Source organism: Streptomyces sp. NPDC001617 (genome assembly GCF_053596855.1).
The window spans coordinates 23,062-48,802 of sequence record NZ_JBSFHA010000041.1; the positions used below are offsets into that span (position 1 = coordinate 23,062).

The 25,741-nt window shown below is 70.8% G+C and carries 20 protein-coding genes, 1 other RNA gene and 4 pseudogenes; 14 read left to right on the top strand and 11 right to left on the bottom strand.

Features of this window, described 5'->3' with window-relative positions:
* Window positions 1-10: 10 nt before the first annotated feature.
* The 4 genes and pseudogenes from ACWC09_RS28080 to ACWC09_RS28095 all read left to right on the top strand — a co-directional run.
* Entirely contained in the window at window positions 11-1,150 is a 1,140-nt protein-coding gene (locus ACWC09_RS28080) for a hypothetical protein (RefSeq protein ID WP_450853559.1), read from the top strand.
* Between the two features lie 220 nt (window positions 1,151-1,370).
* Window positions 1,371-1,952 (top strand): annotated as a pseudogene (locus tag ACWC09_RS28085) (esterase-like activity of phytase family protein); the annotation flags it as partial.
* A 128-nt stretch (window positions 1,953-2,080) separates the two neighbouring features.
* Window positions 2,081-2,296, top strand: a pseudogene (locus tag ACWC09_RS28090) (hypothetical protein); the annotation flags it as partial.
* Window positions 2,297-2,373: 77 nt separating this feature from the next.
* A pseudogene (locus tag ACWC09_RS28095) lies at window positions 2,374-2,961 on the top strand (transposase family protein); the annotation flags it as partial.
* Window positions 2,962-3,121: 160 nt separating this feature from the next.
* Here the strand turns inward: ACWC09_RS28095 and rnpB are convergent.
* The 4 genes and pseudogenes from rnpB to ACWC09_RS28115 form a co-directional block, all read right to left on the bottom strand.
* An RNA gene (gene rnpB, locus ACWC09_RS28100) (RNase P RNA component class A) lies at window positions 3,122-3,534 on the bottom strand.
* 115 nt (window positions 3,535-3,649) lie between these two features.
* Window positions 3,650-4,432, bottom strand: a pseudogene (locus ACWC09_RS28105) (DMT family transporter); the annotation flags it as partial.
* Between the two features lie 25 nt (window positions 4,433-4,457).
* The gene (locus ACWC09_RS28110; protein ID WP_450853560.1) at window positions 4,458-5,276 is read right to left on the bottom strand and encodes an AraC family transcriptional regulator; all 819 of its coding nucleotides are present in this window, start codon (window positions 5,274-5,276) and stop codon (window positions 4,458-4,460) included.
* A gap of 95 nt (window positions 5,277-5,371) precedes the next feature.
* On the bottom strand, window positions 5,372-6,010 hold the full coding sequence (locus ACWC09_RS28115; RefSeq protein ID WP_450853562.1) for a TetR/AcrR family transcriptional regulator: 639 nt from the start codon (window positions 6,008-6,010) through the stop codon (window positions 5,372-5,374).
* A 47-nt stretch (window positions 6,011-6,057) separates the two neighbouring features.
* Here ACWC09_RS28115 and ACWC09_RS28120 point away from each other — a divergent pair, with 47 nt between their 5' ends.
* From ACWC09_RS28120 to ACWC09_RS28140, 5 genes are read left to right on the top strand one after another with little or no spacing between them, the layout of a single operon-like run.
* A complete protein-coding gene (locus ACWC09_RS28120) occupies window positions 6,058-7,647 on the top strand; it encodes an FAD-dependent monooxygenase (protein ID WP_450853564.1) in 1,590 nt (529 codons plus the stop codon).
* 33 nt (window positions 7,648-7,680) lie between these two features.
* A complete protein-coding gene (locus ACWC09_RS28125; protein WP_450853566.1) occupies window positions 7,681-8,436 on the top strand; it encodes a MerR family transcriptional regulator in 756 nt (251 codons plus the stop codon).
* Window positions 8,433-9,020 (top strand): hypothetical protein, encoded by a 588-nt coding sequence (locus ACWC09_RS28130; RefSeq protein WP_450853567.1) that lies wholly within the window; start codon window positions 8,433-8,435, stop codon window positions 9,018-9,020. The genes ACWC09_RS28125 and ACWC09_RS28130 overlap by 4 nt, the downstream gene beginning before the upstream one ends.
* A gap of 36 nt (window positions 9,021-9,056) precedes the next feature.
* A complete protein-coding gene (locus ACWC09_RS28135) occupies window positions 9,057-10,001 on the top strand; it encodes an ATP-binding cassette domain-containing protein (protein ID WP_450853569.1) in 945 nt (314 codons plus the stop codon).
* A complete protein-coding gene (locus tag ACWC09_RS28140) occupies window positions 9,998-10,762 on the top strand; it encodes an ABC transporter permease (protein WP_450853570.1) in 765 nt (254 codons plus the stop codon). Before ACWC09_RS28135 ends, ACWC09_RS28140 begins: the two co-directional genes overlap by 4 nt.
* A 9-nt stretch (window positions 10,763-10,771) precedes the next feature.
* On the opposite strand, the gene ACWC09_RS28145 is transcribed toward ACWC09_RS28140, so the two are convergent.
* On the bottom strand, window positions 10,772-13,909 hold the full coding sequence (locus ACWC09_RS28145) for a BTAD domain-containing putative transcriptional regulator (RefSeq protein WP_450853571.1): 3,138 nt from the start codon (window positions 13,907-13,909) through the stop codon (window positions 10,772-10,774).
* A 78-nt stretch (window positions 13,910-13,987) separates the two neighbouring features.
* Here ACWC09_RS28145 and yaaA point away from each other — a divergent pair, with 78 nt between their 5' ends.
* Window positions 13,988-14,770, top strand: a complete 783-nt coding sequence (gene yaaA / locus ACWC09_RS28150; RefSeq protein WP_450853573.1) for a peroxide stress protein YaaA — start codon at window positions 13,988-13,990, stop codon at window positions 14,768-14,770.
* Window positions 14,771-15,675: 905 nt separating this feature from the next.
* On the opposite strand, the gene ACWC09_RS28155 is transcribed toward yaaA, so the two are convergent.
* From ACWC09_RS28155 to ACWC09_RS28165, 3 genes are all read right to left on the bottom strand, one after another.
* A complete protein-coding gene (locus ACWC09_RS28155; protein WP_450853574.1) occupies window positions 15,676-16,068 on the bottom strand; it encodes a DddA-like double-stranded DNA deaminase toxin in 393 nt (130 codons plus the stop codon).
* Between the two features lie 461 nt (window positions 16,069-16,529).
* A complete protein-coding gene (locus tag ACWC09_RS28160) occupies window positions 16,530-17,033 on the bottom strand; it encodes a hypothetical protein (protein WP_450853576.1) in 504 nt (167 codons plus the stop codon).
* Window positions 17,034-17,060: 27 nt separating this feature from the next.
* The gene (locus ACWC09_RS28165) at window positions 17,061-18,224 is read right to left on the bottom strand and encodes a NucA/NucB deoxyribonuclease domain-containing protein (protein ID WP_450853577.1); all 1,164 of its coding nucleotides are present in this window, start codon (window positions 18,222-18,224) and stop codon (window positions 17,061-17,063) included.
* 457 nt (window positions 18,225-18,681) lie between these two features.
* Between ACWC09_RS28165 and ACWC09_RS28170 the strand changes: the two genes are divergently transcribed.
* From ACWC09_RS28170 to ACWC09_RS28180, 3 genes are read left to right on the top strand one after another with little or no spacing between them, the layout of a single operon-like run.
* Window positions 18,682-19,011, top strand: coding sequence for a trypco2 family protein (locus tag ACWC09_RS28170; RefSeq protein WP_450853578.1), 330 nt, complete (start codon window positions 18,682-18,684; stop codon window positions 19,009-19,011).
* Between the two features lie 45 nt (window positions 19,012-19,056).
* A complete protein-coding gene (locus ACWC09_RS28175) occupies window positions 19,057-20,424 on the top strand; it encodes an AAA family ATPase (RefSeq protein WP_450853579.1) in 1,368 nt (455 codons plus the stop codon).
* Window positions 20,421-21,416, top strand: a complete 996-nt coding sequence (locus ACWC09_RS28180) for a hypothetical protein (RefSeq protein ID WP_450853581.1) — start codon at window positions 20,421-20,423, stop codon at window positions 21,414-21,416. The genes ACWC09_RS28175 and ACWC09_RS28180 overlap by 4 nt, the downstream gene beginning before the upstream one ends.
* Window positions 21,417-21,886: 470 nt before the next feature.
* Here the strand turns inward: ACWC09_RS28180 and ACWC09_RS28185 are convergent, their stop codons facing one another.
* Window positions 21,887-22,447, bottom strand: coding sequence for a dienelactone hydrolase family protein (locus ACWC09_RS28185; RefSeq protein WP_450853583.1), 561 nt, complete (start codon window positions 22,445-22,447; stop codon window positions 21,887-21,889).
* A 350-nt stretch (window positions 22,448-22,797) separates the two neighbouring features.
* On the bottom strand, window positions 22,798-23,760 hold the full coding sequence (locus ACWC09_RS28190) for a hypothetical protein (RefSeq protein ID WP_450853585.1): 963 nt from the start codon (window positions 23,758-23,760) through the stop codon (window positions 22,798-22,800).
* Between the two features lie 176 nt (window positions 23,761-23,936).
* On the opposite strand from ACWC09_RS28190, the gene ACWC09_RS28195 reads away from it, so the two are divergent.
* On the top strand, window positions 23,937-24,566 hold the full coding sequence (locus tag ACWC09_RS28195; protein WP_450853586.1) for a bifunctional 4-hydroxy-2-oxoglutarate aldolase/2-dehydro-3-deoxy-phosphogluconate aldolase: 630 nt from the start codon (window positions 23,937-23,939) through the stop codon (window positions 24,564-24,566).
* On the opposite strand, the gene ACWC09_RS28200 is transcribed toward ACWC09_RS28195, so the two are convergent.
* A complete protein-coding gene (locus tag ACWC09_RS28200) occupies window positions 24,549-25,736 on the bottom strand; it encodes a bifunctional RNase H/acid phosphatase (RefSeq protein ID WP_450853588.1) in 1,188 nt (395 codons plus the stop codon). The two genes, ACWC09_RS28195 and ACWC09_RS28200, sit on opposite strands and share 18 nt — an antisense overlap.
* Between the last annotated feature and the right edge of the window lie 5 nt (window positions 25,737-25,741).

Sequence of the window (25,741 nt, forward strand, 5' to 3'; positions counted from 1 at the left end):
CAACACACAGATGAGAACCAGCGATTACGTCTCCGCGGAACTCGGCGGGACGTACGGCTCAGCCGGACAGCTCCAGGCAGAGGCCACACTCGCGGCTGCCGGGCTGGACGGACAGTCCGGCGCCGTATGGGATCAGCCCCTGCCATGGGCTGCCCCGCTGAACGCCCATGAGCCCCAGTACACCGGTGAGCCCGAGAGCGCCGGGCAGCCCACGTCTTCGCAGACCGAGCCGGCCGCGGCCCCTGAGGCAGGGGACGAGGCGACGGACCACCCCGAGGCGGCCGCTCGTCCCGCGGAGGCCGCTCCCGACGAGTCCGAAGCTGAAGTGTGGCAGGCGGCTGTCGCCGAGAAGAAGCGCGGTGCGCACGCGGCGCCGGCTGCCCTGGGCGTCGGTGCCGTCGCCGGCCACGCCGTCTCGAAGTGGCTGCTCGGCGCCGCCGTGGCGGCGGGCGGCCTGCTCGCAGCCGTAGGGGCGTCCGAGGGACTGGGCTCACATCCGTCCTCCGCGTCCGCGAAGGAGCAACCCGAGCCGATCCCGGGCCCCGGCAAGGACCTCGACACGGCGGGCACCCCGACTGCGGCCCCGTCGGCACCTGTCAAGGAACACCCTGCGCCACGGGCCGGGAAGGCGACCGTGGCCGCGCTGCCCCTGGCCGCGCTGCCCCTGGCCGCGCCGCACGGGGGCAAGGCGGCCTCGGACGGGGCGACGACACTCGACGGTCACGCACCCACACCGGCGCACACCTCCCAGGCCCAGGTCTCCCAGCAGAGCGAATATCTCTCCGTCCAGACCTCCGTGCAGTCCCCGAACTCGTACTGGAGCCAGAACTCGGTCAGCGTCACGACCACGAAGCAGCTCACCGCGCTCAAAGTCGTCGTGCACATAGCCCAGACCGGTGGCGTGGCGAACACCGGCGTGTGGACCTCGCTCGGTGACAAGGTCACGGTGCACAGCGCAAGGGCGTCGGACGGCGGAGCGGACTACGTCGTGATCCTCAACGCGGGCATCACGATCGATCCCGGCACGTACGTCTTCCAGTTCCAGTACAACCACGACCAGGGCACCCGCAACACGATCCATGACCTGTACGCCGTCGGGGCCACGGCGCCCGGCTCCGACGGTTCGGAAAACAGGCAGGGCCGTTTCTGAGACCGGAGCGGACGCTGTGTCCGCGCCTGGCGACCAGCCGTACCCCTGTACAGATACCCCGCTTGACCCGCGAACAGCTTCAGCCCACGGGGGCACCGGCCCGCCGCACCGGCGTGGCGACGGTCGGCGCGGCGGCGCTCGCCGTCGCGCCGACCGCTTGCGGCTCGGACGACTCGTCGTCCTCCACCGGCACCTACCCCGCCCCAGATGCCGATGGCTCGCGCTCGCCGGACGCGCCACGACCAACCAGACCTTCGAGGGTCTGACCATGGTGCCCGGCGGTCACACCCTGCTGGCCTCCATGGAGTACGCGATCTCCGGCGACACGGCCGGCATCCTGCGCTTCCAGACGTGGACCCGGACCAGCGACGACCACTTCCGGCTCGGCGCCCAGTACGCCTACCGCACGGACGCCGCCTTCATGGGCGTCCCCGAGATCCAGGCCCTCCCCAACGGCCGTCTGCTGGTCCTGGAGCGCGGCTTCACCCCCGGCGTCGGCAACACGATCCGCCTCTACCGCGCCGACCTGCGGCACGCCACGGCCACCAGCGGCATCGAGAACCTCACCGGCCAGGAAGGCGTACGCCTGATCCACAAGACCCTCCTCACCGACATCGCCACCTGTCCCTCCCTCGGCGCCACCGCCAAGCAGCCCCAGCCCAACCCCCTCCTCGACAACATCGAGGGCATGACGGTCACTGGGCACGACCGGAAAGGCCGCCTGAAGGTGCTCTTGGTCAGCGACGACAACGCGAACGCGACGCAGACGACCCGTTTCCCTTACCTGCGAGTGCGTGCGTGACCATTGGCCTGATCACTGCCGTAATTGTTGCGGAGGGATGAATCCGCCTCCGTCCGCGTTGGTGCCTTCCGGTAGACCAGGGCTTCAGGGAGGCATCGACGTAGCAACGCAGCCGGGGTGGGCGCGAAATGCCACTGGTGCCGCTGACCACCTAGGTGATCAGCGATGACGTGATCGGCGACCCCAGCCGGTCCATGGGCCCCTGGGTGGGCGCCCTGATCGGCGCCGCGCTCCTCGTCTACGTCATGGCGTACATCCGCCGCCACTACGGCGGCAGACTCGCCCTCGACGTCCAGCAGGACCTGCGGACGGCGATGTACGAGACGATCACCCGGCTCGACGGCCATCCAGGGCGGGAGTGTCCGATAGACGGCCCTGTCTCACTTTCGGTGGTGACGGAGCGTCGTGACGCGTAGTTGACATGCGTGTGAAGGATGTCAACGAGCTTGTCCAGATGGTGTTTTCGGGCCTGTTCCCGCTGGTCATAGACGACGTGGTCGACGAGGGTGAGCGGATCGTGGTGCGGGCGCGAACGCCACAGGACATGGCGCTGTGTCCGGTGTGCGGGGTGTCGTCGGGGCGGGTGCACGGCTATCACTGGCGGACTGTGGCTGACGTGCCGGTCGACGGGCGGCGGGTGGTGGTCCGTGTGCGGGTGCGGCGTCTGGTGTGCCCCACCCGCGGCTGCCGACATACCTTCCGCGAGCAGGTGCCCGGAGTCCTGGACCGATACCAGCGACGCACCACCCGCCTGACCAGGCAAGTCAAGGCGGTGGTCAAGGAGTTAGCAGGCCGGGCGGGGGCACGTTTGCCGGCGATACCCGCGGCGGGCGTCTCGCGTCACACGGCTCTGCGTACCCTGTTGCGCATCCCCCTGCCCGCAGGTCGGACACCCCGCGTGATCGGCGTCGACGACTTCGCCCTGCGCCGGCGGCACCGACACGCCACCGTGATCATCGATACCGAGACGCATGAGCGGATCGACGTGCTGCCCGACCGCACGGCCGACGTCCACTGCAGACCGGCGCCGGACCCACACTTACGGCCCGAAATGCCCGGATCTTCTGCTTGAACAGTGGACAGGGGCGACAATACGCGGGCCCGGATTCGACCCCGGCAGTTTGTTCAGCGCAAAAACATGGCCTCTGACCTGCGAAAATGAAGAGCGGCAGACGAGTCGGGCTGTACGCCGGGTTCTGTTCCGAGGGGCTCTCGCGAACCCCCCGGCGACGGCCATCCATCTAGGACCGGTGTTGCCACCGGCCTCGTGCGGTCTACCCGCGGACTCGGGCGGGCAGCCCTCGAACGTCCGCGCAGAGCCGCGCCTCTTTCGAAGCGGCGGCTCCTTTTGACCTTGCTCCGGGTGGGGTTTACCTAGCTGCCCAGGTCACCCTGGGCACTGGTGGTCTCTTACACCACCGTTTCACCCTTACCGAGGGCCAAGGCCCCCGGCGGTCTGTTTTCTGTGGCACTGTCCCGCGGGTCACCCCGGGTGGCCGTTAGCCACCACCCTGCCCTGTGGAGCCCGGACGTTCCTCGGGAAGCCCCCTGAGGGACTCCACGCGGCCGCCCGCCCGGCTCGTCTGCCGTGTCGACCATGTTACCGGGCGTCCCGGACGAGCCGGACCAGACGCCGTCGCCAGTACCGACCCCGCCAGGATCAGCGCGAACGCCGCCCCCACCCCCACCGTCAGCTCCTCACCCAGGAACACCGCCCCCACCGCCACCGCGACCGCCGGGTTGACGTACGTGAAGACCGTCGCCCGCGTCGGCCCCACCTCCTTGATCAGCTCCAGGAAGGCCACGAAGGCGAGCGCCGTGCAGATCACGCCCAGGCCGGCCAGGGACGCCAGCACCGACGGGGCAGGGAGCGAGGCGGGTCGGGTCGCTGCCGCCGCCGGGGCGTACACCAGCGCCGCCAGCGCCAGGCACGGCGCCGTGAGCTGCAAGGTCGGGACCTCCTTCAGCCAGCGTGTCGCGATCAGTGGTGCCGTCGCGTAGCCGAGCACCGTCAGCAGTACCTCGCCCAGCGAGCGCGCATCCCCTCCCGTCAAGTGCGGGACCGTCAGGACTCCGACACCCGCCAAGCCCAGTCCGAGTCCCGTCCCCCGCCGTGCCCCCAACCGCTCCGTATCCCCGAAGAACCGCGCCAGCACCACCCCCACGATCGGTACCCCCGCGATCAGCAGCCCGGCCGTCGAACTCGACAGATGCCGCTCCGCGTCCGTCAACGTGAACCACGGCCCGATGATCTCTATGCACGCGAAGCCCAGCATCGACAGCCAATGGAGACGGACTGTCCGGAGCAGACCCCCCTGCCGTATCGCGAACGGCAGCAGCAGCGCCGCCCCCAGCGCGCACCGCGTGAACACCACCACCGACGGGGACAGCGGGGCGTCCACCGCCACCTTGATCATCAGGTAGGGGATGCCCCAGACCACTCCCATCAGGGAGAACAGGAACCAGCCGCGTGCAGTCATACGGCCATCCAAGGGCCACGGCCCGTCAGGCGTCTTGAACGCTGTTGCGGTACGCCGCCGGGGTCACCCCGAGGACCCGGCGGAACCAGCGCGTCAGATGTGCCTGGTCCGCGAAGCCGACCAGGGCCGCCACCTCGGCCGGGCGCAGGCCCGACGCCAGGAGGCCGCGGGCCCGGTTCACCCGGTGCTGGGCCAGCCAGGCGTACGGCGGTATGCCCATCGTCGTACGGAAGGCCCTCAGGAGTTGGTAGCGGGACAGGCCCAGGTCGGTCGCCAGGTCGGAGAGGGAGGGGGGATCGAGGAGTTCGTCCGCCAGACGGTCTCGTACGACCACTGCGATGCGGTCCGCGCCGGGGATCGTGTCCGGTGTCGGGCGCGCCGTCGAGTGGCGGCGGGCCAGGGCCGTGAGCAGCCAGGGGAGGCGGGACTCGGCCTCCAGGGGGTCGGGGCAGGCGTGCAGCTCGGTGTGGGTGAGGCGGAAGGCCCGCGCCAGCTCGGGGTCGTCGATCAGGGGTTCCGGAAAGTGCGGGAGGCCGCCGAGGGTGCCGTCGGTGAGGAGGTCGGGGGTGGGGTACAGGGCGCGATAGGCGTAGCCGTCGGTGGTGTCGGCCGGGCCGCCGGTGTGCATGTCGCCGGGGGCGAGTACGACGATGGAGCCGGGACCGGGGCGCACATGGCCGCCTCGGTAGGCGATGACCTCGGAGCCGGCGACACAGATGCCGACCGAGTACTCGTCGTGGGCGTGGGGCGCGTACACGTGCTTCACGAAGCGGGCCGCCAGGAGGTCGAGGGGAGGACCACCGCGGCCCAGGCGGGCCCTGGCCCATGTCGCCTGTTCGGTCATACGGCACCCCCTTTCGCCCGTCCGGTCATACGGCACCCCCTTGCCCGGCAGCACTCCCTCTGCCTCCGTCCACCTCGTGCAACGCCCAGGGGCCCTCAGAACATCCGCTCCAGCGCGTCGAAAGCCGCCCCCACCCTCGTCCGGTGTTCCTCCGCCACCGTCTCCACCCGCTCCCCCGCCATCAGCCGCCGCGCCGTGCTCATGTACACCGAGCGGTACGCGGCGATCGTCAGCGCCGCGAGCAGGTCGGGGTCGGGGAGTTCCGGGGCCGTCTCGTGCAGGGCCGTCGCCAGGGCGGACTCCACCTCCTCCACGCCCTCTCGTGCGCGGGCGCGCAGGGCCGGTGAGTCGACGACGACCTGCCAGAAGACCGGGAAGCTTGCACCCACGGCCGACAACGGGTGGCCCTGGTCGGGGAGTTGGAGCACCAGGCGGCGCAGGGCGGTGAGCGGGGGCTCGCCGGGGGCTCGGTGCCGTACCGCTCCCGCGAACATCTCGACGGCCTCCGGGATGCGGTCGAGGAACAGGTCCTCCTTGCGCGGGAAGTAGTTGAAGACCGTCATCGCGGAGACGTCGGCGGCGCGGGCGACCTCCGCGACGGTCACCTGGTCGAAGCCGCGCTCCTTGAACAGGGTCGTCGCGATGTCGGAGATCCGCTGTCGCGTGGCTCTCTTCTTGCGCTCCCGGAGGGAGAGTTCGAGGGAGAGCTCGCCGGCTGTCGCTTCCTGGTTCACGGGAAAAGTGTAGCGGACCGAATTTTTTAGTGACTACACTCATCGCCATGGGCACCGATACGACGATGGACAGCGATACGACGATGGACACCGATACGGCGTACGACGTCGTGGTCGCCGGAGCCGGCCCCGTGGGCTTGATGCTGGGCTGCGAGCTGCGGCTGGGCGGGGCGCGGGTGCTGGTCGTGGAGCGGCTGGCCGAGGTGGACGAGACGATCAAGGCGGGGGCGATCAACTCGCCGTCGGCAGAGGCGCTTTACCGCCGCGGGCTGCTGCCCGCGCTGGCCGAGGTGCAGGAACGGGCGTTCAGCCGCTTCCGGGAGTTCCGCAAGGCGCGGGGCGACGACGAGAACGCTCCTCCGCCGCCCCGGTTCGCCGGGCACTTCGCCGGGATCTGGCTGCACGGCGATCTGCTCGACGAGTCCGACCCGGCGTTCGCGGACCTGGGCCCGGCGGAGCACGTGGGCTTCATCCCCCAGGCCGAGCTGGAGCGCATCCTCGCCCGGCACGCCGACGAACTCGGCGTAGAGGTGCGCCGCCAGGTCGAGTTTTCCGGGTTCCAGGACGCGGAGGAACAGGTGGTCGTACGGCTGACCCGTACCGACGACCCCTCCGTGACCGAGACCCTCCGCGCCGGCTGGCTCGTCGGCTGTGACGGCGGCCGGAGTGTCGTGCGCAAGCTCGCCGGGTTCGACTTCCCCGGCACCGAACCGGAGATCACCGGCTATCAGGCCCTCGTCGGCATGACCGGCACCGAGGAGCTGAAAACCGGCTGGCACACAACGGACGTGGGGACGTACGCGCACGGCCCGGTGCCGGAGCGGATCCTCACCGTGGAGTTCGGCGGGCCGCCCGCCGACCGTGAAACACCCATCACCGCCGGGGAGCTGGAGGGCAGCATCCGCCGGGTGACCGGCGTGGACGTCACCGTGACGGCGGTGCACTCGGCGACCCGGTTCACCGACAACTGCCGTCAGGCGAGCACCTATCGGAAGGGGCGGGTGCTGCTCGCCGGTGACGCGGCGCATGTGCACTCGCCGTTCGGCGGGCAGGGGCTGAACCTCGGGCTCGGGGACGCGATGAACCTCGGCTGGAAGCTGGCCGCGGTGGTGCGTGGCCGGGCCCCGGAGGGACTGCTCGACTCGTACACGGCGGAACGGCATCCGATCGGTGCCTGGGTGCTCGAGTGGACGCGGGCGCAGATCGCCCTGATGCGGCCCGAGACGCATGCGCGCGCCCTGCGCAAGGTGATCACCGAGCTGACGCGGACCGTCACCGGGACGACGTTCTTCGCGAAGAAGATCTCGGGGGTGTGGCAGCACTACGACCTTCCCGGCGACCATCCGCTCGTCGGCCGCAGCGCCCCCGACCTGGAGCTCTCCGACGGCACCCGGCTCGCCGACCATCTGCACACCGGCCGCGCACTCCTGCTCGACCTCGCCGACGACCCCAAGCTCCGGGCGCGGGCCGAGGGCCACGGCGACCGGGTCGCCGTCGTCACCGCCGAGTGCGCCGGACGGCCGGAGCTCGCCGGCATGCTCGTACGGCCGGACGGGTTCGTGGCGTGGGCGGCGGACGCGGGACAGGACGGCGGGGACGAGCTGGAGGACGCCCTGCAGCGGTGGCTCGGTGCTTGACCCTGCCGCGACGTCAGCCTTTCTACTGAAGCCATGCGGATCGGAGAACTCGCCGCCGCGGTCGGCGTGACCACGCGGACCGTGCGGCACTACCACCATCAGGGCCTGCTGCCCGAGCCCGAGCGGCTGGCCAACGGCTACCGCGACTACACCCTGCGCCACGCGGTGGTGCTCGCCCGCATCCGCCGCCTGACCGAGCTGGGGCTGGGGCTCGCGGAGGTGCGGGACGTGCTCGCGGAGGACGCGGGCCGGGACCTCGCCGAGGTGCTGGACGAACTCGACGAGGACCTGGCCCGGCAGGAGACGGCGATCAAGGAGCGCCGGGCCCGGCTGCGGGCCCTGCGGGAGGCGGAGCACGGGCTGACGCCCGAGGGGCCGGTCTCGCCCCAAGTGGCCTCACTGCTCGGCGACTTGGCGCATGTCGCGCCCGACTCCCCCATGGCCGCCAAGGACCGCGAGCTGCTCGCCCTGATCGACACCATGGCGGCCGTGAAGGACCGGGAGCGGCTGCTGGGCCTGATGCGTGAGGCCCTCACCTCTCCCGAGGCCGTCGCTCGGGCGGTGCGGGCGTACGGACTCCTCGACGAACTCACCGACGCGGACCCGGCCGACCCGCGCGTCGAGGAGGCCGCCCACGCCCTCGCCGCGTGCCTGCCCCGCGACCTGCTCCCCGGCACACGGATCGACGAGGAGGACGGCTTCCTGCGCGCCTTCTACGCCGACTTCGCCCCGGCCCAGGCGGAGGCGGTCCGCCGCACACTCCGGCTGCTCACCGGGGAACAGCCATGAGAACCGCGTACGTTCTCGTCCGCCACGAGCTGCGCCTGCTCGCGAGCCTCGCCCTGTGGCTGGCCCGGCGCACCCACGGGACGGACGGCGGGCGGACGTTCGGGTACGCGCGGGGACAGGGCGCGATGATGTTCGGCTTCGCGTTCGTGTGCGTGGTCGAGACGCTGACGATGTCCGTGCTGCTCCGCGACTACCCGGCCGCCCATCGCACACTGCTCGTACTGGACGTGTACACCGTCGTGTTCGTCGTCGGACTGCACGCGGCATCGGTCGTACGACCGCACGTGCTCACCCCCGACACCCTGCGCATCCGGCGTGCCGTCCATGTGGATCTGCGCATACCCCTCGACCTGATCGCGACCGTACGCCGTGAACTGCGCACCACCCACGAGCGAGCCGACGGCCGACTCGACCTCCCCATGGGCGCGCGGACCACCGTCACCCTCGAACTCACCGAGCCGGTACCCCACTTCACCTTCCTGGGCCGCCGCCGGGAGGTCGGCGTCATCCGCTTCCACGCCGACGACGCCGACAGCCTCGTCGACGCGATCACGCGGGTGCGGACCGCCGTGTCAGGGCGGTGACAGGCCGGTGTCAGGGCCCGTCGGGATTGTGGGGGCATGAAGAGTTCGGCGATCGCAGTTTCCGGGCTGCGCAAGGCATATGGGGACAAGGTCGTGCTCGACGGCATCGACTTCGATGTCGCCTCGGGTTCGGTCTTCTCCCTCCTCGGGCCCAACGGGGCGGGGAAGACGACGGCCGTGAACGTCCTGGCGACGTTACTGAGGGCCGACGCCGGGACGGTGTACGTCGGCGGGCACGACGTGGCGACGGCGACCAGGGAGGTACGTGCGGTCATCGGGGTGACCGGGCAGTTCGCCGCGGTGGACGAGCTGCTGTCGGGGCGGGAGAACCTGCGGATGATGGCGGATCTGCAGCGGGTACGGGACGGTGGCCGCGTGGTCGCGGGGCTGCTGGAGCGGTTCGACCTGGTGGAGTCGGCGGACAAGCTGACGTCGACCTACTCCGGCGGTATGCGTCGGAAGCTGGACCTGGCGATGACGCTGGTCGGCAGGCCGCGCATCATCTTCCTGGACGAGCCGACGACCGGTCTCGACCCGCGCAGCCGGCGCACCATGTGGGAGATCGTGCGCGAGCTGGTGGCCGAGGGCACCACCATCTTCCTGACCACCCAGTACCTCGACGAGGCCGACCAGCTCGCCGACCGGATCGCGGTGCTCGACCGGGGCCGGCTGGTGGCCCAGGGCACCCCCGAGGAACTCAAGCGCCAGGTCCCGGGCGGCCATATCCGCCTCCAGTTCAACGACGTCCGTCAGTTGGACGCCGCCGAGCGGCGTCTCGCGCTCAGCACGGTCACACGGGACGACGAGGCGCTCGCCCTGCAGATCCCGAGCGACGGCAGCATCCCCGCACTCCGCGCCGTGCTCGACGTACTCGAAGGCTCCGGCATCCAGGCCGAGGCGCTGACGATGCACACCCCCGACCTGGACGACGTCTTCCTCGCGCTGACCGGGCGCACCGACGCGGAGGTGATCGCACAGTGAGCGGTGTCTCCACGTCGTTCGGCGACTCGGCGATCATGCTGCGCCGCAACTTCAAGCACTCGGTCCGCAATCCGGTCACGCTGTTCAACTCGGTTCTGTTTCCCGTCGTGATGATGGTCATGTTCGTCTATGTGCTGGGTGGCGCCTTCAAGATCCAGGGCAAGTACGTCGACTACGCGCTGCCGGGCCTCCTCGTGATGACCATCAGCTACGGGCTGGGGGCGACCGCCGCGTCCGTGAACGACGACATGACGAAGGGCATCATCAACCGGTTCAAGACCATGGACGTCTCTCGCGGCGCCGTGCTGACGGGTCATGTCGTCTCCACGACGGTGCGCTGTCTGATCGGCGACGCGGTCATCATCGGCGTCGGCCTCGCGATGGGGTTCCGTTCGGACGCCGGCTTCCTCGACTGGCTCGGCGCGGTCGGCATCCTGCTGCTGCTCGGCTTCGGGGCCAGCTGGCTCACGGTCGCCCTGGGGCTGGCCGCGAAGAGCGTGGAGTCGGCGAGCTTCGGCGTCATCCCGCTGATCATGCTGCCGTTCCTGAGCAGCGCGTTCGTGCCCGCGGACACGATGGGGACCGGTGTGCGGCAGTTCGCCGAGTACCAGCCCTTCACCCCGATCATCGAGACGCTGCGCGGGCTGCTGTCGGGCGGTCAGCCGGCGACCGGCCACATGATCGCGGCGTTCGCCTGGTGCGTCGGCTTCGCGGTCGTCGGGTACGTGTGGGCGGTCACCACCTTCAAGAAACGGGCGTGACCTCAACGCTCAAGGAGCGAGCGTGACTTCGACCAGCTGGGTCCAGCTGGTCCGCGTCCCCTCCGAAGCCGCCTCGGCGAACCGCGCGTCACCGAGGCGGCTCCGTGCCGTCCGCTCGATGCGGGCCGCGTCCGGATGGGAACGGTCCTCCAGGCCCCGTACGGCCGCGCTCGCCGCGAGCAGCCGTGCGGCCTGTGCGAACTCGTCGTGGCGCAGGGCCAGTTCGGCGACTCCGACGAGCACCTGCGCGATCGCCAGCGGGTATCCCGACTCGGCCGCCGCGTCGCAGGCGGCCGCACGGTGCGCCCGGGCCTCGTCGAGGTCGTCGGTGAGGTAGCCGAGCAGGTCGTGCCGGATCGCGCGCATGTGGGCGAGCTCCGCCTCGTCGCCCAACAGGGCCGTCGCGGCGTCGAGTTGCCCACGTGCCTCCTCGGTGTCGCCGTCCCACCGGGCGAGCCCGGCCCGCACGAAGGCCAGTTCGGCCAGGGCGTCCGGCCAGGTGACCCGCTCCGCGTACCGCCGCGCCTCGGCCAGGGCGGCGGCACAGGCGTCCTCGTCGCCCAACAGCCGGTACAGCCAGGCCTGTTGCGACCGCAGCCGGATGACGTCCTCGGTGGCACCGATCTCGGTGACGACCGCGACCGCCTCCTCGTAGTACGCGCACGCCTCGGCGAACTCACCCCGCACGGCGGTCCGGCCCGCCAGCTCGCTCAGCGCGAACATGATCCCGAACCGCTCGCCGATCGCCCGGAACTCGGCGAGCGCCTTCTCCAGGTGCGCGTCCGCGTCCCGCCCGCCGTGGCCGAGCACGATCCGCATCTTGCCCAGCTGCAGCCGGGCCAGCGCGCGCACCCAGGGGTCCTCGTTGTCGAGGAGCGGTTCGAACGCGGACGGGCCGGGTTCCCGCAGCAGATGTTCCATCGCGTCGACGAGCCCGAACATCGGGGGGCGACGCCGGACGCGCCGGCTGAACCGGTACGCCTCACGGATCCACTCCGCGGCCTGCTGTTCACCGCCCCGTCCGTCGGTCACGAACAGCACGACCAGCGCGTACACCATGGCCCGGGCCTCGTCGGTCACCTCGCCGGGCAGCCTGGAGGCAGCGGTGAGCAGTTCGAAGCCCTCGGCCCGGTGTCCGCCGAGCCACCAGTACGTGCCGGCGCCCGCCGCGAGCCGCATCGCCGCCTGCGCCTCACCGGCCACGAGCGCGCCGCGCAGCGCCGCACCGATGTTGTCGTGCTCGGCCGCGAGCACGGCCAGCCACTCCAGCTGCTCGGCCCGGCGCAGATGCGGCTCGGCGGCCTCGGTGAGCTGGGCGAAGTGGGCGAGATGCGCATGGCGCACCCGCTCGGCCTCCCCCGCTTCCGCGAGCCGCTGCCCGGCGTACTCCTTGATCGTGCCGAGCATGCGGTAGCGCGGGGTGCCGGTGTCTTCGGCGACCAGCAGCGACTTCTCGGTCAGCGCGGTGAGCAGTTCGAGGACCTGCTCCGGCTGGACCTCGTCGCCCGCGCAGACCCGTTCGGCCGCCTCCAGGCTCGCCCCGCCGGCGAACACCGAGAGCCTGCGCAGCACGGTCCGCTCGGCGTCGGTGAGCAGTTCCCAACTCCAGTCGACGACCCCGCGCAGCGTCCGGTGCCGGGGCAGTGCGGTGCGGCTGCCGCCGGTCAGCAGGCGGAACCGGTCGTCGAGCCGGCTCGCGAGCTGGTCGACGGACATGGTGCGCAACCGGGCCGCGGCCAGTTCGATCGCCAACGGCATCCCGTCCAGCGCCCGGCAGACGCGCCCCATCGTCGCGAGGGTGCGGGGGTCGGCCGCCAGGTCCCGGCGCACGGCCCCGGCCCGGTCCCGCAGCAGCCGTACGGCGGGTGCGGACTCGATCTCGTCCGGGCCCGCGTCCGGCTCCGGCAGGGCGAGCGGCTCGATCTGCCAGAGGGCCTCGCCGGTGATGCCGAGTGGTTCCCGGCTCGTCGCCAGGATGCGCAGCCGCCGGCACTCGCCGAGCATCCGGTGGGCGAAGACCGCCGCGGACTCGATCACGTGCTCGCAGTTGTCCAGGATCAGCAGCGCCTCCCGGTCCCGGATCGCGGCGACGAGACGGTCCACCGGCTCGGCGTTCGGGGCCCCGCCGAGCAGGGTGTCCCGCAGCCCGAACGCGGTGAGCGCCGCCTGGGCGACATCGCCGTCCGCGCCGACGGCCGCGAGCTCCACCAGCCAGGCCCCATCGGGCAGTTCGCCGAGCAGCGTGCGCGCGGTCTCCGTGGCCAGCCGGGTCTTCCCGGCGCCGCCCGGCCCGATGACGGTGGTCAGCCGATGCCCGGCGACGAGCCCGCGCACCGCGGCGACATCGCCGTCCCGGCCGACGAAACTGCTCAGCTCGGCACGGAGGTTGGTCTTCCGGCTCTCCTCCCGCTGCCCCAACTCGCCCCGCAGCAGCGCGACATGGAGGGCGGCCAGCTCCGGCGCGGGATCGACGCCCAGCGCGTCGGCGAGCGCCTCGCGCGTGCGCTGGTACACCAGGAGCGCCTCGTTCTCCCGACCCGCCGCGGCCAGGGCGCGGATCAGCGCGGCGATGAGCCGTTCCCGCAGCGGGTGTTCGGCGACCAGGTCGGTCAGCTCGGTGACCAGCTCCGCGCCGCCCCCGAGGGCGACCTCGGCGTCGGCCCGCTCCTCGGTGGCGGTCAGCCGCAGCCCTTCGAGCCGTCCGGCCGCGGCGTCGCACGCGGCGCTGTCCCGCAGACCGACGTCCTGCAGGGCGGCCCCGCGCCACAGTTCGAGAGCCTCGCGCAGTAACCGCACCCGCCCGGAGACGTCCTCGGTACGGGCCTGCCCCGCGCCGAGGAGACGTTCGAACCGCACGGCGTCCACGGCGTCGGCCTCCACCGTCAGCCGATACCCGTCCGCCCGCCCTTCGACTGCCCCCTCCGGCAACACCTTCCGCAGCCGGGAGGCCAGGCGCTGCAAGGCGTTCGTCGCGTCGACGGGCGGCCGCTCGCCCCAGATCCAGTCGACGAGCGAGGCCTTCGGGACCACCTGACCGGGCTTGAGGGCGAGGGCGATCAGCAGTCCGCGCAGCCGCGCACCCGGCACGTCGAGCAGGCGGCCGTCGTCCGAGCGCACCTCCAACGGACCCAGCATCCCGATCTGCACGCACCGATTTTGTCATGCGCGTGGTGCGGAGTTCCGGCCCCGTACGCTGTCCGGGAGCTCAACCGAAGGAGATCACCCGTGCTCGTCCTGCTGCCTCCCTCCGAAGGCAAGGCAACCTCCGGCCGTGGCGCCCCCCTGAAGCCGGAGTCCCTGTCCCTGCCCGGGCTGGCCACCGCCCGTGCGGCCGTACTCGACGAGCTGGTCGAACTCTGCGCCGCGGACGAGGACAAGGCACGCGAGGTGCTCGGACTGAGCGAGGGCCTGCGCGGCGAGGTCGCCAAGAACGCCGAACTGCGGACCGCCGGGGCACGCCCCGCCGGGGAGATCTACACCGGTGTGCTCTACGACGCCCTCGACCTGGCCTCCCTGGACGCGGCCGCGAAGAAGCGCGCCGCGCGGTCGCTGCTCGTCTTCTCGGGGCTGTGGGGTGCGGTCGGGGTCACCGACAGGATCCCCTCGTACCGCTGCTCGATGGGTGTGAAGCTGCCCGGGCTGGGGGCGCTGGGCGCGCACTGGCGGGCGCCGATGGCCGAGGTGCTGCCGGAGGCCGCCGGCGCCGGGCTCGTGCTCGACCTGCGGTCCTCCGCGTACGCGGCCGCCTGGAAGCCGAAGGGCGAGGTCGCGGGCCGGACGGCGAGCGTACGAGTGCTGCACGCGCCGACCCGGAAGGTGGTCAGCCACTTCAACAAGGCGACGAAGGGGCGGATCGTACGCAGCCTGCTGACTGCCGGGATCGCGCCGCAGGGGCCGGCCGAGCTGGTGGAGGCGCTGCGGGAGCTCGGGTATGTGGTGGAGGTGGAGGCGCCCAAGGGGGCGGGGAGGGCGTGGACGTTGGATGTGCTGGTGGACGAGGTCCACTGAGCGCCCAGCCCCGGTGACATGTGACATGTGACATCGACCGGGTCGGCGGCGTACCAGGCGAGCCGGGCGCCCACGGCGTCCTCCAGGGCATCGCCGTCCAGGCGGGACAGGAGTCGTCCCAGCGTGGAGGCGTTCGGTGTGCTGCCAGTCCGAGTCGTTCGCGCAGGTCGGAGTCGGTATCGGCGGCGAAGCGGGCGATGGCGCCAAGGGACGCTGCTCCCCCGAGGGCCGCAGGCCTCGACGCCGACCCGGACAACTGTGCCTTCCGCCGCCTGTTTCGAGGACCTGGACGATGGGGTCGTTGATGACGAACGCCGGCCCCTGCCCTCTCCGCCCCAAGGCGGCCGTGGACGACGTGCCCCACGAAGATTGCGGTCCCCGGAGTCCGGAGACTCCGGGGACCGCTTCGAGCTTCGAACCAACCCTTGCCATGCCCGTCCAGGCTCGGACATTTACCCCTTTTAGGGCACCTTCGTCCCTACAGCTCGCACCACTGGCCCAGCTCCTCAACCGCTCTTTCCTGAGCGAAACTCCGTACGGCATCCCACGCGTGGTCAACGGTCACTACGAAATCGCCCGTGAATTCTGCCAGATCGTTCAAGATTGGGACCTCGACTGGCATTTCAGATGGAAGAGTCCCATCCCCGAAGAGCAGGGACGTGCTCTCTTCATCAGTGAAAAGGTGGACTACTGCATGGTCGTCTCGGAAACTCAGGGTCAGCTGGGGGAACGCTCTGTCCGGCAACCGAACTTCCAGGTACCCCTGACCGCGTGAACGCAGTTGGTTGAAGTTGGTCACCAGATCGCTCAGTTCCGACTGTCTCTCACCTGGGCTGAACCGTCCAGATTCCAGTGACGTCATCGACCACACGACATCCATCTCTTCACCTCCGAAATTCCCGGCATCACCTAGGCCATGCCTTAGGGTCCCGGTCGTTCCCAACAAATGTTTTGCTGGGACTCCACCGCCCCGAGGGGGTCACTGTCCCGGCCGGAGTCCCGACGTCCAGAGTCGCTCCCTTGGGCAGCAGGGTGGGGACTTGCGACGTACAGTAACCACAGATCCCGTTCGGGTTGTCGATGATGAGCCTGCCGCTGGATGCGCCCAGGTCCCGCATGATCAGGGCCGCTTGCCCTTCGACGTGTCCGCTCGCCGCATAGTTCGGCAACGCCGACTTCCCCGACACCAGGGGAATCAACGTACCGTCGATTTCGAGAACGCCGGCCGTCTTGCCTTCCTCACCGATGGAAGCGAGCAAGCGCTGCGCTGCGCTGAGGGTTCCCGGGTTGTCGGCCACGCTCCTGCCGGTCGCTAGGGCTTTGGTACCAGCCGCAACGGCCCCGCCCCCCACGACCGCGCTTCCCCCGGACGCTCCGCCGGTCGCTATCTCCGCGATTTCCGCGGCACACACTGGGGCTGTGGCCAAACATCCCGGGGCCATGACGGCGGCTACCGGAGCGGCGGCCACAGCCGCTGACACGGCCGTGATGGCGCCCAGCACTACCCCCGAAGGATTTCGAGCGCCGACCACTTGGACGACGACGTGCCCCGTCCCATCCGGGACACGGACGTGTCCAACGCCCGGTCTCCGGCGCGAGCGGCCGCTTCGGCATCGACAAGAACGGAAATCGCACCGACCCGCCCATCACCATCCACCAGGACTGAGTCGCACCCCATGACACGGCGGGGCCAGGTACATGACGTACCTGGCCCCGCCTGCTGCCCGCCCCCGGAACGGCTGGGACCCACTGCTGGAGGTCAGCCTGCTCGGACGGAGGCTCCGTAACTGTCGCTCTGCCGCAGTGCCGTCACCTCCCGGTGCGGTGCTGGCCACACCTGGATCAGGTACCACTCGGTGACTTCGTCGGGGGCCAGGTCGACGGCGGTGTCCCGGCCGCGGGCGTGGATGCGCAGCCGGTAGTCGCCGGCGCCGTCGAAGGACAGCACCGGCAACTCTTCGTCCAGGTCTGCCATCAGGCCCCGCACCATCAGCTCTCCGGAGGCGGAGTGCAGCGACACCTCCACGATCTCCTGCCACTGGGGGTCCGGGGGCGGCGGTGCGTCGTGGTGGAAGGTGACGGTGACGTCGACGTCACCGGTGTGGATGCCGGTGAGGACCGTGGCGATGCCGTCCTCCACCTCGACCAGCCCGTTGTGCTCGCGGGGGAGGTCGGGGCCGACGGGGCCGTCTTCGTCGCTGATGCGGAACTGGTGGTAGTGCACCGGCACGAGTTGGCGCCCCTGCTCGGCTTGATCCCTCATGGCGTGTCCCGGATGGTCGGCGGATGGCTAGTTCTTGATCCAGACGAGGAATTTATCCTTCTCGATGATCCGGTTGTACAGGTAGAAGTTGGCGAGGGCCTTCCCGCCGTTCTGGTTCTGCGTCGCGTTGATCATGCGCCAGCTGAAGTGGCCGCCTCCGGTGGAGGCGCCCTGCCAGGTGGAGGCGAACGGGTACTCGTCGCACTCCTTGCCCGTGGGCCGGTGACGGCTGGAGGGGCATGCCTTGTTCCGGTTCTTCTTGATCTTCGTCTTGTCGGTGAGCCGGGTCAGGTACTTCTTCGTGCCGTGCTTGCCCGGCAGGTGTTTTGTGTTCTGCGCGTACGCGATGTGCTTGGCGAGCTCGGGGTACGGCCCGCTCTTGGCGTACACCATCTCGGGAATGTAGGGCATGACGCAGCCGATCCGGGACGTTCCCGGCAGCGCGTTGTCGCATCGCACGGGCGGTGTGGGCAGCGTCGACGCGGTGGACGGCCCGTCCCAGGAAGGGTTGGTGAAGCTCCAGCTGGCCGCCCCCTGGCCCTCGCCCTTGTCGCCCTTGGGAGTGGCACGGATGGTGCTGTCGAAGAAGAACTGGCCGACGGCGTTCTTGCTCGAACTCAGCGGCTGGGAGGGGAACTTGCTGTCGTTCACCTTGCACTTGCCCGCGCAGGTGCCCGAGCCGTCCGCACTGCTGCCCACGGCCGCGCCCGAGGCGCTGACCTGTTCGACCTCGACCTGGTAGGCCCACCGGTTGATGTCGTAGGCGCTGTAGGCGTAGGCGACGACCAGGTAGTGCATGCGCCCGACCACCTCACCCGAGCGGGGATCCGTCACGGTCAGGTCCGCAGGAAAGACACCGCAGGCCTTGAACCGGGTGACGTACCAGGTGGCATTGGCGCCGTGGTCGGTGCACCAGCTCGGCACGGGCCACGCGGTGATGGCTGCCTGGCGGCCGGCGGCGGAGGACTTCGTCCCCCAGGTGACGCAGGCGACCGGCTGCCCGCTTCCGGAATTCCGTGCGGCCTGCAGCCGGGCCTCACAGGCCGCTTTCGCCTGCGCGGCGGTCGTCTTCGGCGTGATGACAGCCGGGACCGGCGCGGAAGACGGGGCGCCGTCGGAAGCCTGCGCGCTGGTCAAGGAGCCACCCAGCAGCCCCACCGCGACAGCCCCGACGGACAGCAGATTTCTCAATCTCAAGTTGTACCCCCTGTTTTGGTCATGCCGACAGGGGCACATCGGTCAACTCACGCGTCCCCCCGTCGCGTCCATGACATCAGACCACAGGCGTCACTCAGAGCGCGCCCCAATTAATCGCTCGCAGCTGTCGACGACCGCGGCCAGCGCCTCCTCCAGTACGTCGTCCGGCCGGGCCAGGCCCGCCCACATCCGGTACTCCGTGCCGTGCACCGCCCCGCGCCCCTCAACCAGACTCACCCTGATCGTCTTTCGCGACAGCAGCCGTAGTACGGGCAGACCCTGCGGCAGTCACCCCGTTTGCGACCCTCTCGAGACGCCGCTCAGCATGCTGCGGGGACGTGGAACTGGCTGCGGCTGTCCTGTGTCTTCTTCTACCGTGAGTGACCTGCACAAAACGCCCTGACCTGCCGTCAGGAGCAGAGCCGGGGCACGGGAATGAGGGGGAACCGCGGTGGAGATCGAACTCGTGAAGGATGTGGCCGCGGTGCGCGACGAGCTGCTGGAGGCCGCGGCCCAGGGCGCGGGACAGAGCCTTGCGTTCAAGGTCGGGCCGGTCGAGCTGGAATTCGCGGTGGAACTGCGTGCGGACGCGAAGGCCAAGGCCGGCTTCAAGGCGTGGGTGGTCACCGGGGAGGCGGAAGCCGGCCTCGGACGCTCCCGCACCCACCGCGTGAAGATCTCCCTCACCCCGCAACAGGCCGGCGGCGGCGATCTGCTGATTCACGGCCGCGCCGATCAAGCGGCCGGTCCCGGTGACGTGTCCGGGCACATCGAGCCGTAGACCTGAGGAGCCAGGCGCGGCGCGGACGGTATTCGGGGGTGCTGGGTGGAACGTGAGCGGGTGGTCGCCGAACAGGGACCGTTCGGGCGGGGATCAGGCTATGTGATCGGCCGGCGGCTGGTCCTGACGTCCGCTCATGTCGTCCCCGACCCCGGCCACACGGTGCCGGTGTTCCGGCCCGGCCGGACGGACGTGTGGTCGGCCACCGTGATCTGGCGCGGCACCCCCGCGGGCCGCGACGACGCCGCCCTCCTCGACATCGCCGACCCGGCCTTCGCCCCGCTGCCCGACGCTCCCCCACGGTGGGGCCGGCTGGCCACCGACCAGCCCGGCACACCGTGCGAAACCTGGGGCGGGCCCGACCTGGTGCAGCGCGAGGGCCGGCCGGCCGACACCTGGCACCCGACCGGCACCCTCAACCCCGGCGACCGCCACATCGGCAGCCGCTACGTCCTCCACCTCGACCAACACCCCCCGCAACCCCCCGCTGACGGCTCCTCGCCCTGGGGCGGACTGTCCGGGGCCGCCCTGTTCTGCGGCGACCTGCTGACCGGCGTCATCGCCACCGACCCGGCCGGCCACGCCCACGCCGCCCTCGAAGCCGTCCCCACCTACGTCCTCTTCAACGCCCCCGCCTTCCGCACGGCCCTCGCCGACCACCTGTCCCACCACGCTGCACCAGTCCTCGAACCCGCCGAATGGCAGCACCTGAGCGAACCCGCCGATCCGGCCGGCACGCTGGCCGGCTCCCCCGCGGCCCTGCTGCGCGCCCGCCGCCAGACCGTCCCCTTCCGCGGCCGCACCCGCCTCCTCGACCGCCTCAGCACCTGGGCGGGCGAACCGGGCTTCTCCGCACTGCTGCTGCACGGCCCCGGCGGACAGGGCAAAACCCGCCTGGCCCAGCACCTCGCCACCACCCTCACCCAGCAGCGCTGGACCGCCCTGTGGCTGCGCCCCGACATGTCCGCCGACACGCTCACCGTCCTGGCCGCGGCCACCGTTCACCTGCTCGTCGTCGTCGACTACGCCGAAACCCGCACCCCCCAACTCACCGCCCTGCTGCACACCGCCGCCCGCCACACCGGCCGCCCCCCTTCAAACTCCTCCTGGTGGCCCGGGCTGCCGGCGACTGGTGGCAGCAACTCCACGCCCACAGCCACCTCACCGAAGAACTCCTGGACGGCACCCCCACCATCGAACTGCCCGTCCTCGAACCGGAAGCCGGTTCTTCCCGCACCGACGCCTACCACGAAGCCGTCCACGGCTACGCCGCACAGCTACCTTGCGTACGCGGCTGGCAGCACCACGACTGGCCCGCCCTGGCCCACCACCTCACCGCACCACGCGCCCCCCACCCCACACCCGCCCGTCTGGACCGGCCCGGCCTGGAAACCGCGCTCACCCTCCACATGACCGCCCTCGCCGACCTCCTCGACGCCGCCCGCCGGCACACCCCAGACAGCGCCCCGACCACCCCGGACGGACACGGCACGGTCGAAGACCGCCTCCTCGTCCACGAACGCCGCTACTGGACCACGACCGCCACCGCCCTCGGACTCCACCCCACCCGAACCATCACCACCCTCACTGAAACACTCACCGCCGCCCACCTCGCCGGCGCCGACACCCCCGCGCAGGCCCACGAACTCCTCACCCGCATCCCCGCGCTGGCCGGACTGCCCATCGACCGGCTCACCGCCATCCGTGAATGGATCACCAGCCTCTACCCCACCACCCCCGGCAGCACCTGGGGCACCCTCCAACCCGACAAGCTCGCCGAACGCTTCATCGGCCTCCACCTCCACTCCCACCCCGACCTCGCCCACCACCTCATCCCCGGCATCACCGGCAGACAGGCCGGCCAACTCCTCACCGTGTACACCCGTGCCGCCGCCCACCTCGCTTATGAGCATCAACTCGACGCCTACCTGACCGAGTTGTGCACACGACATGCCGACGCCCTGACTCTTCCGGCCATCGACGTCGTCACCCAGACCGAACGACCTCAGCCCCTCCTCGACGCCCTGCACCAGATCACCAACACGCCGGACGTCGCGCTCGCCAGCCTGGAGCAGTGGGCAGACCGTCTGCCCCGCACAAGCCACAACCTCGCACCCTGGGCCGCCCACCTGACCCAGCTCATCACCGATAGGCGACGTGAACGCGCCAAGGATGACCCCGATCAGCTGCCCGGCCTCGCCTTGAGCCTGAACAACCTCGCCATCCGGCTGGGGGGTCTGGGGCGGCCGGAGGAGGCACTGGTGGCGATCACCGAAGCCGTGGGCATCCGGCGCGAGTTGGCCCGTGAACATCCAGCGGTCTACCAGGTCGATCTTGAGAAGTCTCTCGATTTGCTGTCCCGGCTACGTGAGCAGAGGGAAGACCCACAGGACGAGGACGTGTGACCTGTTATCAAGGGAGCCCAACCGGATGCGCGTGGACCGCCAGTTGCATGCATAGCAACTGCGGTTGGATCACTTGGAGCAGTAGAGCTGGTGGACGAGGAGGATGAAGCTTCCCCGCCCTCGCGGACAGCGGCTGGATCAGGGCCGGCCTGCGGCCGGTAGACGTTCACGCCGTCGTAGTCCATGGTGCGGTGGCGGTGTATCGCCAGAGTGCACCGCGGCCACGGCACCGTCAGCTGGCGCGCCCCATGCTGGCACCAACTCGGCGTCCGGCCCGCGCGGGGAAGGAACCGACACGTCCGCTCAGCATTCCGAGGCCCACCTGAACTGGTCACTCATGACCAGGCGAGTGACTCGCAAGAAGCCCGCTGCCGGCTGGGCGAAGAAGCCGAAGTCGACGGCCTGAACCAGTCCTGTCCACGAGCGTCATCAACCACACCGATGCCTGCCCAATCCCAGATAACCCCTGCTCAGACGATGTGGCGGTTGATGAATGTGTGCCAGATAGCAGGAGCGTGTTCCGGGGTGCGGCGGTGTCCGCCCGCGAAGCCATGAAGTTCCTTGTCCGGGCTCGCGAAGGCGTCAAACAGCTGGAGTTGCCCCGAGCGTGGAAAGACTTCGTCGTCCCACTGCAGATGGAAGAGGACTGGTGCGGTGATGGCAGAGGCATCGTTCAAGACGCGGTCCGGAGCGTGAAGCCCGGGATTGATGATCGACTGCGTACCGAACTTCCCGAACACGGCGCACTTCAGCTCCGGTCCGAGGGCGCGCGCCGCAGCAAGGCCGAAGCGGGTCCCCATGGATAACCCGAAGTAGGCCTGACGGGTTCGGTCGGCAATACCCGCCCCGGCCAAAGCGTCGCAGGTGGCGACCCAGTCGTCAGCCATGCGGTCCAGCACCTGACCGAGGCCCTCTGCGGCCATCCTGCCCTGGTACTCCGTCGGCGTGAGAGGTGATGCCATCCGCTCACCGTGGAACGGGCCATCGATCGCTGCGGCCGCGCAGCCAGAAGATGTGATCAAGTCGGCCATCGACAAGATTCGGTCGCTGTGCCGGTGTCCGCTGCCACCGTGCCCCAGCAATACCAGAGGAACTGGCTCTGACCGACTGCTCGGCGCCCATACGGTGCCAGGAACTGCCGAGAGTGGCCGGTTGATCACGAACGAGCGCTGCGTGGAGTGACCAGAGATCTGATGGCAGTCGGACCAGGCCACATTCGGACTCACATCGCCATCAAACCACGAGGAAGTCGAGAGCGACCGGGGCTCAAAAACACTCACTCAACCGATGTGCTCCAGTGTCTGACCGGACGACGCGCGCCGGGCTCGCCACTGGGAGTAACTCCCAGGCTACCGGCCGGAACTGACATGCCGGCAGCCCGCTAAGCCGACCTGCGGCGGGCCTGCCCGGCCGCCGCCCGTGCCCGAACCAACTGCAGCTGTCCCATCCGGTTACGCAGCAGGCATCCCGCGGTACGGCGGCCGGCGTCATCCGCGGCGGCCTGGCGGTCGCGGGGACGCTGGCGCAGCGCCGCCTCGTACGCGGCGTCGGCCTCCGCCACAGCTTCCTCGCTCCCGGTCAGCCGCCGCAGGGCGGCAACCCGACGCTCGTCCCGGACCTGTTCGGCGACCTCCTGCGCGGCGTAGGCCATCCAGGCCTCGTCGCCGCCGCGGCGACGGCACACCTCGGAGATCAGGGCCCGGGTGTCGGCCTCGCAGCGTGCCGTCAGGTCCGCGACCTGGTCCGGGTCCGTCAGGTCCGCCTGTACCGAGACGGCCAGGTCGACCGCCTCGCGCACCACGTTGTCCGTACGGCGTTGGAAGGTGCACTGCGGACACAGGCCTGCCGCGCCCGGCAGTCCGCACTCCGCGCACGGCGCCGCCCACCGCGCCGCCTCAGCCTCCGCCTCCGCCGCATGGCGCCGGGCCACGGCCGCACGCCGCCCCTCCACCTCCGCGGCCGCGCGGGCCTGCCGGAGCTGGACCCGCTCCGCCTCGAGCACGGCGTGCTCCCGCAGCCGCAGCTCGGACACGGCTCGCGGCTCGGCAACACCCGCGCCCGGTAGGTCCGCCGCGGCCTCGGCACGAACCCGGGCTCGCACCGCGCGCCGGTCGGCGAGCAGCGAGGCACAGGACGCGCACTCGCCCCGGGTATCGAGGCGGGTCCCGTCATCACAGCGCGGATCCGGGCAGGCCGGCCGTTGGACCAGGCCGTGACCGAGCAGCCAGCCCAGCGGATCCCGCACCAGCGCCTGACCGCCGGCCTCCGCCACCCGGTCGGTCAGCCGGTCCGCCAGCAGCTGCGGCGCAGCCTTCTCGTCGGCCAGGCCGGCCAGCCGCTGCATCTCCCGCCCGAGTGCCCGGCGAGCGACAGCCCGCTGCCCCGGCTCAGCCGCGCCCACAGGTCGGCGACCGGTGCGACCGCCACCCGCACACGAAGATCATCCGCAGCATCGACCATTACATTGCACTCTGCGCAACGCCTTTTGCGTATGCTGCATCACTTGGGCAGGATGGCGTTATGTCCTCCCCCTCGCTGCTGGATCTCGCACCCGTCATCCCGGTCGTCGTCATCGAGGACGCCGCCGATGCCGTACCGCTCGCCCGCGCGCTCGTCGCCGGTGGGCTGTGCGCGATCGAGGTGACCCTGCGGACGCCTGCCGGGCTCGACTCGATCCGGGCGATCGCCGCCGAGGTGCCCGAGGCCGTGGTCGGTGGCGGGACCGTCATCACACCGGGCCAGGTGAAGGAGACGGTGGCGGCCGGGGCGCGCTTCCTGGTCAGCCCGGGGTGGACGGACGTACTGCTTGAGGCCATGCGGGCGTCCGGGGTGCCGTTCCTGCCGGGGGTGTCGACCACGTCGGAGGTCGTGGCGCTGCTCGAGCGCGGGGTGCGGGAGATGAAGTTCTTCCCGGCACAGGCGGCGGGCGGTACGGCGTATCTGAAGTCGCTCGCCGGGCCGTTGCCGCAGGCGCGGTTCTGTCCGACCGGAGGGATAGGTCCCGGCAACGCGGCCGACTATCTGGCTCTCCCCAACGTCGGCTGCGTGGGCGGGACGTGGATGCTGCCCGCGGACGCGATCGCCGCGCGGGACTGGGACCGGGTGGAGTCGCTGGCCCGCGCGGCCGCCGGGCTAAGGCCTCAGGTGTGACGTGTCGTTGAAGAGCCGTACGCTCGCGTTGCCGTCCGCGTAGTAGGCCACCGCGGACAGCGAGGCCGCCGAGAGTTCCATGCGGAACAGCGACTCGGGCGGCGCGCCCAGAGCCAGGCGTACGAAGGTCTTGATCGGTGTGACGTGGGAGACCAGCAGGACCGTGCGGCCCGCGTACGCCGCCACCAGCTTGTCGCGGGCCGCGGCGATACGGGTCGCCGTCGCCGCGAAGCTCTCGCCGCCGCCGGAGGGCCGGGCCTCGGGGTCGGCGAGCCAGGCGGTCATGTCGTCGGGGTAGCGCTCGCGGACCTCGCCGAAGGTCAGGCCCTCCCAGGCACCGAAGTCCGTCTCCCGGATCCCGTCGTCGACGCTCACCTCCAGACCCAGGTGCCGGGCGACGATGCCGGCGGTCTCGCGGGTCCGGGTGAGGGGCGAGGCGACGATGGCCTGGATGGTGCCTCGGCGGGCGAGGGCGGCTCCGGCGCGCTCGGCCTGGTCCCGGCCGATGTCGGACAGGGACGGGTCGGTGCCACCGCTTCCGGAGAACCGTTTCTGAGGCGTCAGCGGCGTCTCACCGTGCCGCAGCAGCACGAAGGTCGCGGGGGCGCCCATGTCGGCGGGGGCCCAGCCGGGGGACGCGACGGCGGTGGCGGCCCGGACGTCGGCGTCGGCCTTCGCGACTCCGCCCTGCGTGGCGCTCGCGGCGGACGAAGCAGCGGCGTCCAGCTCGGCCGTGGAGGCCGACGCCGACCACTGCTCGCCCCGACCACCCGCGTCCATCGCCTCGTTGGCCAGCCGGTCCGCGTGCTTGTTCTGCTCGCGCGGGATCCACTCGTACGTCACCCGGTCGGCCGCGAACACCCGCGCCGCCTCCATCGCCAGCGGCTTCAAGTCCGGGTGCTTGATCTTCCAGCGGCCCGACATCTGCTCGACGACCAGCTTGGAGTCCATACGGACGTGGACCGTGGCGGCGGGGTCGAGCTGATGGGCGGCTCGCAGGCCCGCCAGCAGCCCCCGGTACTCGGCGACGTTGTTCGTGGCGACGCCGATGTACTCGGCGGCCTCCACCAGCGTCTCCCCCGTCGTCGCGTCCAGCACGACCGATCCGTAGCCGGCCGGACCCGGGTTGCCCCGCGACCCGCCGTCCGCCTCGACGATGAACTCCCGCACGGCGC